Source organism: Veillonella ratti, from assembly GCF_003992115.1.
Lineage (GTDB): Bacteria > Bacillota > Negativicutes > Veillonellales > Veillonellaceae > Veillonella_A > Veillonella_A ratti.
Genome location: NZ_RQUX01000006.1, coordinates 14306 through 27550, shown reverse-complemented (window position 1 = coordinate 27550; position 13245 = coordinate 14306). Strand labels below are relative to the sequence as shown.

Sequence of the window (13245 nt, the reverse complement as noted above, 5' to 3'; positions counted from 1 at the left end):
TTTGTTATACGCAATTTTATCGTTTGGTAAAGGCACTATCTACACTGTAGCGGCCCGGACCTGCGATAAAGAGCATAATGGCGCCGAACATCATCTGTGAAGGATAATCCCATCTAAAAAATCCGGCGTCCCATGCGGCTGCGGTTGCAATGAATAAGGTGAATGCAATCAATAGCGCGCCGAGACGTGTCAAAAAGCCCAAAATAAGAAGAAATCCGCCTAAAAGTTCTGCCCCGGCCGCGGCCATACCGAGCAATAAAAAACCGTCCGGTACACCGAATTGAGCCGTCGTATGACCGATGGCATATAAATTTTGCTCACCACCGGCAAATTTGAAATATCCGTGAGCCATCATGGATAAACCGAATACGATGCGATAAAACAACAATCCGAAATCATGATAGCGAAATAAATTATGAAATAGCATATTCATTCTGCTTCGTTATTCTCCTTATTTGCTGACTTTATTTGATTACTTTGGCGTAGCCGTTAACAATCGGCCACAAAGTATCATCATCGGCACTGTTAAGCGCGATGACGCGAACACTCGGTCCGAAATATAAATTATCGTACAATACCACATGAAGGGTTTCACCGTAAATTACAGTGCTTACCATATTGTCAAAACGCAAAGTACCGGTATAGGTACCGTTTTTCTGCAAAGTTAACGGCTCGATTACACGATACTGTTGGAATACATTTTGGCCGCCTTCATTGATTAATTCGGCCAATTCCGGCAATACGGAATCTTCTTGTTTGTCTTTATTTTTCGTACTGAAAGAAAAGACCGGCATTTCACTTTCAATGCCCAAAGTACGAAGGCCCTGTTCACCAAGACGAATATCCGCTACGATGCCGTAGCTGAACACATTGTCTTTTTTATAACGCAATTGGTACACATCGGCACTCAATACGCCACGATTCAATAAGTACTGTTGAATATCTTCACTGTTCGTAAATAAAGCTTTTTCCGAACCGGCCGACAAGGTAACATTAGTCGGCGTCTTAATATCTTTAATAGCTGTAGTGGCCGGTGTGGCCGCCTGCACAGCGCTCCCCACACTAAAGGTAAACACCAACACAGCCGCTGCACACCAAGTAGTTAGTTTCATGCACAACTCCTTTTTGCTGACTGACTATTCTGACTATTCTGCTTAACTGCCAACAGTCCGGCAACAAGGCCGGACCGACTGGCATATACTGTAAATTAAGCTCAATTATTGCCGGCTAACGATTAGCTTACTCCGGCTAACGGTTAGCTTACTCCGGCTATCATTAACCTTTTTTCTGTGCTTTCGCCCAGCTATCGCGCAGGCCCACAATACGGTTCATCACGATATGTTCAGGCGTGCTGTCCAAATCGGTTACGAAATACCCCTGACGCAAGAACTGGAAGTTGTCGCCCGGTTTCGTTGTTTTAAAAGCCGGTTCCCCTTTCCCCTGCATTACTACCAAGGAATTTGGATTAAGCTGTTCCAAGAAATCTTTGCTTTCCCATTCTTCTTCCGGTTTTAAGAGATAATCGTACAAACGAATTTCCATGTCCACCGCCGTAGAGGCTTCCACCCAGTGCAAGGTGCCTTTAACTTTACGCTGGCAACCGCTGCCGCTGCGGCTTTCCGGATCATAGGTACAATGAATTTCTTTAATAGAACCGTCTTCGTTTTTAATGACTTCGTCGCACATAACGATGTAAGCGCCTTTGAGACGAACTTCTTTGCCCGGGGTCATGCGGAAGAACTTTTTCACCGGAACTTCCATAAAATCGTCCTGTTCAATGTAAATTTCACGACCGAACGGAACTTCACGAGTACCCATAGCTTCATTTTCCGGATTGTTTTCAATGGTCATCATTTCCGTCTGACCTTCCGGATAGTTAGTAATAACCACTTTTACCGGGTTAATAACCGCCATCTGACGCGGTGCTTTCATCTTCAAATCTTCACGAATACAGAATTCGAGAAGCGCAATGTCTACCACACTGTCCGCTTTGGCTACGCCAATGCGCTGACAGAAATCACGAATCGAAGCCGGTGTATAACCGCGACGACGCAAACCGGAAATGGTAGGCATACGCGGATCATCCCAGCCACTTACGAGATTCTTTTCAACAAGCTGACGCAATTTACGTTTACTCATGACCATATTGGTAACGTTTAAGCGAGCAAATTCAATCTGCTGCGGTTTTTCCGTATCCGGCCAATCTTCAAGAACCCAATTGTAGAGCGGACGATGCACTTCAAATTCCAAAGTACATACGGAATGGGTAATGCGTTCGATAGCATCTTCCACAGGATGCGCAAAGTCATACATCGGATAAATGCACCATTTGTCGCCCGTACGATGATGTTCCGCATGCATAATACGATACAATACAGGGTCGCGCATTACGATGTTCGGCGAAGCCATATCAATTTTGGCACGAAGCACTTTTTCACCGTCTTTATACTTGCCTTCCTTCATTTCTTCAAAAAGGCGCAAGTTTTCTTCTACCGGACGGTCACGATATGGGCTGTTGGTGCCCGGCGTACCGAAATCGCCGCGAGTTTCTTTGATCTGTTCCGGCGTCTGATCATCCACATAGGCTTTGCCTTTTTTAATCAATTCTTTTGCATATTCATACATGGTGTCAAAGTAGTCGGACGCAAAATATTCGCGGTCGTCCCAATCAAAGCCGAGCCATTTCACATCGGCTTCAATAGATTTCACATATTCCACTTCTTCCTTGGACGGATTGGTGTCGTCAAAACGAAGGTTCGTAAGACCGTTATAGTCATTGCCCAAGCCGAAGTTTAAGCAAATCGACTTAGCATGACCGATGTGAAGATAGCCATTCGGTTCCGGTGGGAAACGAGTATGCACACGTTTGCCGTACTTACCGGATTCGTTATCTTTATTTATAATCGCCTCTATAAAATTAACTGTTTCATTATTTGGAGTTTCCAACAACAATCATCCTCTCTGCGACTTACTGTCCGTTTATTTACATCTCTTTATTTTATCATAAATAGAGACTTATTGATAGCTAAAGTCCGACCGCAACGGACTTCGTATCGAAGCGGCCAAACAATAATTATCCCTTATAGTTTACTTCCTTATTTACGCATGTTTTAAGCGGTTTTCCTTGCAAGCCCAGAATAATGTTGTCGGCCGTAAGCATTGCCATGTCACGACGGGTACGGTCTGTAAAGGAACCGATGTGCGGTACCACCAACACTTTACCGGTCTGCAAAAGCGGATGATCTGCCGGTAACGGTTCCGGATCCGTTACATCCAAAGCGGCGTAGTCGATTTCCCCTTCATTAAGAGCCCACACGAGCGCATCGGTGTCCACGATTTTACCGCGACCCACATTGACAAATAAGGCATCATTTTTCATCTTTTTGAACGCCTCTTTGTCAAACATGTGATACGTTTCCGGCGTTAACGGCGCCATAACGAGGACCACATCGCTTTCGGCCAAGAGCTCATCGCGATCACGGTATTCAACCATGTATAAATGCTCATCCGCACGTTTATGACGATTGTTGTAAATAACGGTCATGCCGAACGCTCGGGCACGGCGCGAAATGGAAATTCCGATGGCGCCAAGTCCGATAATCCCCAAAGTAGAACGACTTAAATCTTTACCTTTAATATTGGACGGACGTTGTGCCCACATACCGCTTTTGACAAAATCCGCATTTTCCACAATGCGACGGCTGGCCGCTGCCACAAGTGTAAAGGCCAATTCGGCTACCGATTCGGTCAAAACATCAGGTGTATTGCCGTAAGGAATCTGACGGGCCGTCAAATCATCCACCGTCACATTATCGTAGCCCACTGAAGCTTGGGCGATAACTTTTAAATTCGGTGCATCGGCGATTAAATCGGCATCCACTTTAACCGTATTAATACTCCAAAGAGCATCGGCCTCCTTGAGCCATTCTTTCAAAGTTTCACGGGGCATAGGTGTCTTTTCCGTCCATTGCTTAATCGTCACATGTTCACCTAAATAGGCAAGCGCATCTTTACGAACCAAACCTGGTACAACTACAACTGGTTTACTCATTTGTGTCAACCTCCCGGACATATATAAAATCATTTCTATGTAAAAAATCTAATACTTCGAAGAGTTATAAAAACTCTAATAAGCTGTTGCAACTTATCTGAAAAAAACAGCCGAATTGTCAATCAAGTAAATTGATATTATCTCTCTCTTATTATATACAATTTGAGGCCATAGATAAAACAAAATCATAGATATTTTTAAATAAATAAATCTTTTGGTACTTTAGAATATTTTTATCGTTTTTTCATGGTAAAAAAATATCTCCTTTGTGCTCATGTTTTTCACTAATATTACAACTATTTACTTTATCTATTTATCAATCTATGTTATAGTTAACTTATCGATAAATACAAACAATTAATCATTCTCCCAAGCTCGTCAATTACGTATTGTGAATTTATTTGAAAAGAGGAACTTCCTATGGCATATATCGACGCATTAACTGAACAAGAAGTTACACTACGTGATTTTAAATCTGTATTAAATCGACTCATGACCAATTACAATCCGAAGAAACCGGTTACGATTACCATCGAAGAAGATGGTGAATCACGTACATTTTCATTAGTACCGAAACGTACGCGCCGGCGCTCAAACGGTGAGGCATTTGCCATTAAAGAAATCCCGTTTGAAACGTTGGAAGAACCAAAAGAACCGGGCACTTACATGGCCATTGATACGTTTAATATTGCTGAAAACACACCGATTCCGTTTGTATACGGCTTGTATGTAGATTTTGACGGCATTCGGGATTTACGCTTTTTTAACGACCGTGCCAGTTGTCAAAAATGGCTTAACAAAAAGATTAAATTACTTGAAAAATAGGCGATGTATATAAAACTGTTTAATAAATATTCTAATGGATTCACCCGGCTTGAAACCCATTAAATTAGTTTTAAGTACATCGTATTTATTTAATATAAACTCTTTTATATCGAAAAAAATATATTTATAATAATTACATAATTATATAAAAACCGGCTTAGGTCGGTCATGACTCAGCATTACACTTGGGAGGACTTATGAAAATCGCAACCTTTACAACGCCCCATTGGCTTCCGCCAATGGGGCGTTATCGACGACGAATCACAAACTATTCTCGGCAGTGCCGATTTGGAAGAAGCGTACTTTTCCTTCCTACCGGAAACGATTGAAGAGCTCATCAGCTTAGGTGACGAAGGCGTGTTATTATTAGCTACCGCTTTGGAAAAACACAATGAATCGCCCGTAGCCGTACCTTACAATCTCAGCGATGTAACCATCGATACACCGTTCAGCCCACATCGCAACATTATCTGCGTGGGCAAAAACTACCGCGAACACATCGTTGAATTCGACAAAACGGCCGACGAACCGGAGTTCCCTATTTTCTTCAGTAAATTGCCGACAGCCGTAACCGGCCCTAACCGCGTAATTCCGTTGCATCCGAATGCAACTTCACAAGTGGATTACGAAGGTGAACTGGCCATCATTATCGGCAAACGAGCCAGCAACATTCCGGAAGATGAAGTATATGATCACATCTTCGGTTACACCATTGTAAACGATGTAACGGCACGCGATTTACAGCGTCATCACAATCAGTGGTTCTTAGGTAAAAGCTTGGACGGTTTCTGCCCAATGGGCCCGGCCATTTTAATCGGCAACAAACAGCCGCGCGACTTTGAAATTCGCACCTATGTTAACGACGAACTTCGCCAATCGGGCTCCACGGAAGATTTAATCTTCTCCATCCCGACCTTGGTTAGCACCTTAAGCCGCGGCATCACCTTGGAACCGGGCGACATCATCGCCACCGGTACGCCATCGGGTGTAGGCGTCGGTCTCGAACCACCTCGCTTCTTGCAGGAAGACGATCTCGTATCCATCACCGTACCGGGCATCGGCACCTTGACCAATACGGTTAAACGGTCCGCACCGATTACGGAAATCGAAGATTACGAAGATTTTTAAAAAGATAATTACTCTCAAACCACCGGTTTTCGCCGGTGGTTTTATCTTTAAATTATGGCTTTCATATCGGGGCCCGGGGGTATTAACTTGACGCTTATACCTTATTGCGTTAAGATATACATAAGACGAGCCGTCATAGTGATTAGTACCGCTAGGCTCATCTCTGGTGAAATTTGGAAATTGAGAAATGACCTAGTCGTTACTTAACGATTAGGTCATTTTTCGTGAAGAATTAAGACCACCAGAGTAGCGAACGCTATCATTAAGGATAAAGCTTCGAATACACTCATGATCTCACCTCCTTAACAGAGATGACCTAGTCACACTATAACGGCTCTTGATTATTAGTATACTCCTTTTATGTGTATAACTATACCAAAAAGAGAGTATAACGTTTATGTTATACTCTCTTTTTATATAAGCTTCTACATTAAAGCGATAGTTTTCACATTACGCATAAATCTTCTTTTCTTTATAACTTAAATCAAGATAAAATAAGTCTTCCTCTTCTAGAGCCGCTGAAAACTTAGCAGCAGTATTACATTTTACTCCTTCATCATTCAGAATTTTCCATACAGTTCGATAAGCAAATCCATAAGCTTTACAAAACTTAGTCAATGAGCCAAACTTGTTTCTAATCATATATTTAACCTCACTAGGCTCAACATCTAAATAGAAATCAGCAGATAAATAGCTTATATTGTTATCCATAACCCTTGGCCTCCTTCAATTATTGTAATAATATTAGGCCCTTACTGCAAAATATGCTACTATTTGCTATAATACAGCTAGCAACTAAACATCAAAAATGAATGTTAAAAGGTTTTATCTTAGCTCAATGAATAATGACATCAACGCTCTAAATTATTGATGAACTAAGTTTTTCAAATACAACACCCTATAAAATTACAATAAGATACCTAGATTCTATATAATGCATAATTCAAACAGTTATTTTCTCCATAATCCAATTGGCTAAGCACATAGCTAATTGTTTGAATCGAATTATTCATTGCCGGCGATATCTAAACTATCTTACACTATGATATTAACATTTATGCACACCAAAAGTCAACACAAAAAAACAAAAATGCAACTTTAAATTACACTTATATGAATTGCTATGAAGGAAGAAATTATGGAAACAATATTTGACCGTATAAAAAGACTAAGAAAAAATCTCGGTCTATCACAAGAAGAGTTTGCCAAAAAAGTAAATTATACGTCAAGAAATACCATCATTAAAATCGAGCAGGGATTAATTGATATATCTTTATCCAAAATTAAAGAATTCGCTGACGCTTTAAATACAACTCCTGAATATCTTATGGGATGGGTAGATGAACAGGGATATAAAACATCTACTCAAGATTCAAGTTATTTTCCCCCATTTTCAAACGCTGATAATAGACCACCTAATCCTACCGATCAGCAAATTGAATATTCAAATAAATTTCCTAAAAATAACTCTTATAAGGTTGGCGATAATAGCTTTGCCCCCAGAATCAGTTACGGCGATATAGTATATTTGGATTCGATTACAAAACCCGTGCCCAATTTCTCTATTATTGCAATTCAAGCAGTTGATAACAATCAAACTATAGTTCAAGATACTATCGTTCCTAGATGCTTTAACTATACTGCTACAGGCATAGTTACCTATGTTCCTAATCAAACTATCATGCCATATCAACAAAATTATCAAACTATACAACCTATATATTACGATTGGCAAATGATTAATAATAATAACATCTTAATTTTAGGTTCAATCAGTAAAGTGGAATTTAATGTATTGGTTAAACCTTTTTAAAGATAATTCTTTTTCTTAACAAAGAAGTCTGTAACTAAATGCGGTTAAAGAACCATTTAGTTACAGACTTCTTTCATAACGCCTACTTCTTGTTACAATAAATTTATAATTAATTCAATTTTATTATCATATATACTACTTCATAACATTACTCATTGCAATACCTCTAAATAAGGTCTAATTCTCTTATCCACTTTTAATATTTTGGCATAAAATGACAATAAGGGAATATTTTTAGACTTACTACTCATATATTGTTTGAAGGCATCTGTTATCACTTGAATTTCAACTCTATTAGTGACTTTCACAATATCACAAAGTGTTCTCTCAATATTATACGCTCTGACCAAATTACCTGATGGACTAGTCACCTCTTCAACACCTAACTCAAATACATCTTTCTTTACTTTATTGCATCTAAACCCACTTCTAATGGGGGCCGATGTATTATAACCTTCAGGAAATGTAAACTGTAATTGCATTGGTGTTCTATCTGTAAAACCATGTAAATACAAAGCTGTCCCTAATGAAAAAATTCCTCTTTTATAGCTAACTTGTGCGTTTAAAAACTCATCTTCCCATGCTTCCGGCAACGTATATACACCACGAGATACTTTCTCTAATTTATTATCCTTAACAAGTTGCGATAAATAATTTCTCGATAAATTGGCTTCTGAAACCATAGAGGAAGTAACAATACCATTATTTTCATAGGCCATTTTTATTACAGCACTTTTACTCATATAGCTCCCCCCTTAAAACAAAATAACTTTCTTGCTCTAATTATATAAATTTAGAGCAAGAAAGTCAAACCATGCCCGTATTTAATTTTAAATAAAGCCATCTTAACCGAGTTCTTTCGCCATCGCATCAATACGTCCTAATAAAGTCTGAATCAACCCGGGCACTTTTCGCTCGAGCACTACCACGACTTCCCTACTCGTATCAACCGCCTCAAAGCGTGCCATCACTTCAATTAATCTTTTTTCAAAAATATCCGGCACTGCCGCTTTCAATGCAGCATAATCGATATCATGAACCCCTGTTACATAAGTAAGTTCACGGTCATGAGTACCGTTTTCAGCAAACGCTTTAGACAAATTATATGGTGCCGGCTGTGCTTCATAATCACCACTAAAAGAGTTATATGCAAAGGTTCGGCCATTATCAAAAATAGGCGCCAGACCTATAAACTCAAGTGTCTCACTGTTCCGTAAGATACCGAAATTCCCCCAATGACGATCATCGTTCATTGTCAGATAATCAATAATAATCATTTCTTCCAGCTGCTTACGAATTTCATCCGTTACGGCACAACCATTTTGTCGTAGAAATTCCAAATAATTATCTAACCCGTTTAAATGATTGGTTCTGGATTTTTCCAATTGCCAAGCCGGTATAAACTCGATGGACGCCGTCGTGAACGCATCACAAGCGGATACGACCGAGCCACCGAATGTTCCCAAACGATACAACACATGGTTAAAACCCAGTACATCTAATAAATCGGAAACCACCGCTTCATTAAAAGGCTCCTGCATAAACGGCTGATTACCTGTTTTATATAGAACCGGCGATTCATCTGTATGCAACCACATCTGCGGTAAAGTACCGTTATTCGAAGTATTCGGCGTATGACTATGAAACGAAATCAGCGTTCTATCGCCAATCTGTTTTTTCAACGTCGTCAAAGATGAGATAAATATCGAATCATCTTCAAATGAATTATCATAGAAGTTTACATCAGCCCAAGTTACTTTACTGTCGGCCGGTTTAATCCAATAATGATCGGACACGCTAAGCATATAGGAGCGCAAGGATAGTTCCAGCGAGGAATCACTGTCAAAGTAATCCTTAATGGCACTGATATTGGGCCGTTCTTTAGGAATAACTCGATGATCCAAAAATTTATTCAAATTATATTCGTAGCCACGGAAGTTATCAATCATATATGGTGGCAAATGAGCAATACTTAACACTTCATTAACCTGTGCCCAAAGCATCATATTATCAAAAGAAAATAAAATACAGGGCACATCCTTATGCATTAATAAACATGTGCTATCCATAAATTTATTATGCTTCATGATGTGCCCCTTTCGTGCAAGTTTTATTCAATTCAAACGAAGCCTAAAATATCTAATAAGAGCATTCGTGTAACGACAAACTTAACCCACCAAAAATTTTATTTCCCTTCCAATTCAGCTTCCCATTCGGTATGGAAAATACCGTCTTGGTCAACACGTTCATACGTATGTGCACCGAAGAAGTCGCGCTGCGCCTGAATCATGTTAGCGGACAAATTGGCACGACGATAGCTGTCGTAGTAATCAAGGGATGCGGAGAACGCCGGAGTCGGAATGCCGAAACGTTTGGCTTCGATAATCGCTTCACGCCATTTAGCCTGATGCTGTTCGATGGCTTCAATGAAGAACGGATCGAGAAGCAAGTTGGTAAGTTCCGGATTGCGTTCGAACGCTTTTTTAATATCTTCCAAGAATACGGCACGAATGATACAACCACCACGCCATAAGAGCGCCATATCACCAAAGTTGATATTCCAGTTGTATTCTTTGGCTGCTGCTTTAATCAACGCAAAGCCCTGTGCGTAAGAACAGATTTTGGATGCATACAATGCGGAATGAATAGCATCAATAAAGGCTTTTTTGTCGCCTTTGTATTCCCCTTCAGGACCTTTGAGCATCTTAGCCGCTTCCACGCGTTCCGTTTTGTAAGCCGACATGCCGCGCGCAAATACAGCTTCCGCGATAGTCGGAATTGGTACTCCTAAATCAAGGGCTTCCTGGCTCGTCCATTTACCGGTACCCTTTTGGCCCGCTTTGTCGAGGATTTTTTCCAATAAAGGCTCGCCCGTTTCTTTGTCACGTACGCGCAAGATTTTAGACGTGATTTCGATTAAATAAGAATCGAGTACGCCTTTATTCCATTCGGTGAACACTTCGGCCATTTCTTCGGCACTCATGTGGAGCAACTCTTTCATCATGAAATACGCTTCGGAGATGAGCTGCATATCGCCGTATTCGATACCGTTGTGCACCATTTTTACATAGTGACCGGCACCGTCATCACCAACATAGCTGCAGCAAGGACCGTCAGCCACCTGAGCGGCGATGGACGTGAAAATTTTTTCCACTTCTTTATAGGACGTTTCGTTACCGCCCGGCATGAGGCTTGGACCGTTAAGAGCCCCTTCTTCCCCGCCGGATACGCCAACGCCTAAGAAGCGGAAGCCTTTAGCTTCGAGTTCCTGGCTGCGGCGACGCGTATCTTTGAAATACGAGTTACCGCCATCGATTAAGATGTCGCCTTTATCCAAATATGGCAAGAACGCTTCAATCATGTCATCTACCGGTTGGCCAGCTTTTACGAGGAACATGATTTTGCGAGGTTTAGCGAGCATGTTAACGAGTTCTTCAGGGCTGTGAGCGCCGCCGATGTTGCCTTCGTGACCGAATTTTTGCAAAAACTCATCCGTTTTCTGCGGCGTACGGTTATAAACAGCAATGCTAAAACCTTTGTGTGCCACATTACGCGCTAAGTTTTGACCCATAACGGCCAAACCGACTAAACCGAATTCATATGTCTTATTTTCCATATTTCGTCTCCTCTGCCACAGCCAGCCAGGCGTCCTGTTGTTGCGCCAGCTGCTGTGCTTTTTTTATAACTCTTACAAACGCAGGGGGAATATCCTCCCGCTCTTTTATATTATACGCAATACACTTGCCGATAGTAATTCCTTTTTGAAAAAACAGCCAACTGAAGTAATACACTTCCAATAGGTGTTCTTCCCGATTCGGAATCGAATTTAATTTGCGTTCGTGAAACGCCCGGTTCACCAGACCTTGAGCTGACTCATTTTGCGACTTGGCGTACTTAATCAGCTTATCCACCCCTTGGGTGATGGCTTTTTTGGACACCAGCTGTGAACCGCCTTCAAGACTGACTACCATGCGCACAATATTATCCAAAACGGACCGTTGGCGCCGGCGAATCAAGTGACTGACCAAATCATATTCATAGCAAATTGTATCCGTGAAATATACTTGCTTTTTACCCGCCCGTACGTCGGTACGCACATCCCTATCATATAGGGCAATGACGGGAATGTCAAAACGATTAAATAATTCAGCCAATCGGCTGATAGACCCTTGGCCGCGGGCATTGATAAGCCCGATGCCGTAAAAGTCGAGCGGAATACCGAGCGTTTTGGCAAACTGCCGAAAACTACTGTACTCTGTTTCGCCCTCTACTATCATAACACAACGTGTATAGAGGGCCTCTTTGACCGCTGAAAAATAAGCAATCAAATGTTCTTCCGCCTCCGACGACACTTCAAAGGTCACCCCGCAGGCAATCTTCAACGACCCCGACGGCTGGCGATAAAAGCGAATAATCTGCCGATAATCATCGGACAAAACTTCCGCCGAATGGGTAACGATAAAGACCTGGCCTAAAATACCGTCAATGCCGAACACATCTTTTAAGATGCGCAAAAATCCGATATTCTCATTGGCCATCATTTCTTTAAAATAATCTACCATGGCCCGCTGCATGAGCGGGTTCAAATGGGTTTCTACTTCATCGAGGCTGATAGCCAGCGGTAAATACCGTTTTCCCTTCATCACGACAATACGCGACTCGAGGCGATTTTGTTTTTTCAAACGAAAAATCTTCTGCACCAAGCGAAATACCACCATGGCCACGAGGCGTAGCGCATCAGGCGTATAAAAGCCGGCATAACGCTCGCTCTTATCAATTTTCGTATGCGTCATGGATCCTCGTTCCATAAGCGGCCATTGCGTCAACTGAGCCAATACAATAATCATGTAAATCGGCAAATGAGGCATGACCATTTGAAACTGCCGAATGCGCAGCGCAATGAGCGACATAGACTTCGTGACGGGCGAATCTTTTTTACAAATCGCCACATCGAGGGCCTCGCCCAACAAATCGCGGAGCTCTTCGTAAAAGGACTCCTCCTTCGTGTCGAAAGAATAAATGCCAATATCCTTCAAGGCAAAATAGGCCATGTAAGTGAGCGTTTTAAGCGGTACCGACCGCCGTGCCGTCGTAGTCAACACCTCATAAAGACGCGGCTTCGTCGCTACATTCACCTGCTCCCACTCGAGCAGAATACGACCGTTTTTAACCGCCTTAATCAATAAGGGAGGCAACTCTTCGTGCGGCGTCACCACGATTTCAAGGCGAACCTTGACGGGTTTTACGATATCAAAAAAATCCCCTTCCACCAGCCTTCTGCCGGATGTCATGATCTGAATCAAGGCCAACAAATTAGACTTCCCAATCGAGTTTTCACCAATCAGATAATTACAATGCTCGTGAAAACTCAACTTCGTTTGATTCAAGTTACGAAAATTCTCAATTTCCAAAGTTGCTAAGTACATAT

The 13245-nt window shown here is 41.6% G+C and carries 13 protein-coding genes; 3 read left to right on the top strand and 10 right to left on the bottom strand.

The window, feature by feature from the left end:
- Positions 1-16 precede the first annotated feature (16 nt).
- The 4 genes from EO124_RS03815 to EO124_RS03800 all read right to left on the bottom strand — a co-directional run bounded on the left by EO124_RS03815 (position 17) and on the right by EO124_RS03800 (position 4051).
- A complete protein-coding gene (locus EO124_RS03815) occupies positions 17-433 on the bottom strand; it encodes a DoxX family protein (RefSeq protein WP_021841274.1) in 417 nt (138 codons plus the stop codon).
- A gap of 31 nt (positions 434-464) precedes the next feature.
- A complete protein-coding gene (locus EO124_RS03810; protein ID WP_127058406.1) occupies positions 465-1112 on the bottom strand; it encodes a hypothetical protein in 648 nt (215 codons plus the stop codon).
- Positions 1113-1275: 163 nt separating this feature from the next.
- A complete protein-coding gene (locus EO124_RS03805) occupies positions 1276-2946 on the bottom strand; it encodes a glutamine--tRNA ligase/YqeY domain fusion protein (RefSeq protein ID WP_127058405.1) in 1671 nt (556 codons plus the stop codon).
- A 127-nt stretch (positions 2947-3073) separates the two neighbouring features.
- Positions 3074-4051: a 2-hydroxyacid dehydrogenase gene (locus EO124_RS03800; protein ID WP_127058404.1), complete on the bottom strand. Its 978-nt coding sequence runs from the start codon at positions 4049-4051 to the stop codon at positions 3074-3076.
- A gap of 420 nt (positions 4052-4471) precedes the next feature.
- Here EO124_RS03800 and EO124_RS03795 point away from each other — a divergent pair, with 420 nt between their 5' ends.
- Together EO124_RS03795 and EO124_RS03790 are read left to right on the top strand one after the other, a co-directional pair.
- The gene (locus EO124_RS03795) at positions 4472-4876 is read left to right on the top strand and encodes a PDZ domain-containing protein (protein ID WP_127058403.1); all 405 of its coding nucleotides are present in this window, start codon (positions 4472-4474) and stop codon (positions 4874-4876) included.
- A gap of 288 nt (positions 4877-5164) precedes the next feature.
- A complete protein-coding gene (locus EO124_RS03790) occupies positions 5165-6004 on the top strand; it encodes a fumarylacetoacetate hydrolase family protein (protein WP_241230658.1) in 840 nt (279 codons plus the stop codon).
- 215 nt (positions 6005-6219) lie between these two features.
- Here EO124_RS03790 and EO124_RS10425 read toward each other — a convergent pair whose 3' ends face one another.
- Together EO124_RS10425 and EO124_RS03785 are read right to left on the bottom strand one after the other, a co-directional pair.
- Positions 6220-6294: a putative holin-like toxin gene (locus EO124_RS10425; protein ID WP_226974596.1), complete on the bottom strand. Its 75-nt coding sequence runs from the start codon at positions 6292-6294 to the stop codon at positions 6220-6222.
- Between the two features lie 160 nt (positions 6295-6454).
- Positions 6455-6715: a hypothetical protein gene (locus tag EO124_RS03785; RefSeq protein ID WP_127058401.1), complete on the bottom strand. Its 261-nt coding sequence runs from the start codon at positions 6713-6715 to the stop codon at positions 6455-6457.
- A gap of 412 nt (positions 6716-7127) precedes the next feature.
- Here EO124_RS03785 and EO124_RS03780 point away from each other — a divergent pair, with 412 nt between their 5' ends.
- Entirely contained in the window at positions 7128-7817 is a 690-nt protein-coding gene (locus EO124_RS03780; RefSeq protein WP_241230657.1) for a helix-turn-helix domain-containing protein, read from the top strand.
- Positions 7818-7969: 152 nt separating this feature from the next.
- Here EO124_RS03780 and EO124_RS03775 read toward each other — a convergent pair whose 3' ends face one another.
- The 4 genes from EO124_RS03775 to EO124_RS03760 form a co-directional block, all read right to left on the bottom strand.
- Positions 7970-8560, bottom strand: coding sequence for a type IV toxin-antitoxin system AbiEi family antitoxin domain-containing protein (locus tag EO124_RS03775; protein ID WP_021841267.1), 591 nt, complete (start codon positions 8558-8560; stop codon positions 7970-7972).
- A gap of 102 nt (positions 8561-8662) precedes the next feature.
- Complete coding sequence (locus EO124_RS03770; RefSeq protein ID WP_127058400.1) at positions 8663-9823, bottom strand: HipA domain-containing protein; 1161 nt, start codon at positions 9821-9823, stop codon at positions 8663-8665.
- Positions 9824-10002: 179 nt separating this feature from the next.
- Positions 10003-11433, bottom strand: a complete 1431-nt coding sequence (gnd, locus tag EO124_RS03765) for a decarboxylating NADP(+)-dependent phosphogluconate dehydrogenase (protein ID WP_127058399.1) — start codon at positions 11431-11433, stop codon at positions 10003-10005.
- Positions 11423-13243 carry an ATP-dependent nuclease gene (locus EO124_RS03760; protein ID WP_021841264.1) on the bottom strand — a complete coding sequence of 607 codons (1821 nt, stop codon included), beginning with the start codon at positions 13241-13243 and terminating at the stop codon, positions 11423-11425. The genes gnd and EO124_RS03760 overlap by 11 nt, the downstream gene beginning before the upstream one ends.
- Positions 13244-13245: the final 2 nt, after the last annotated feature.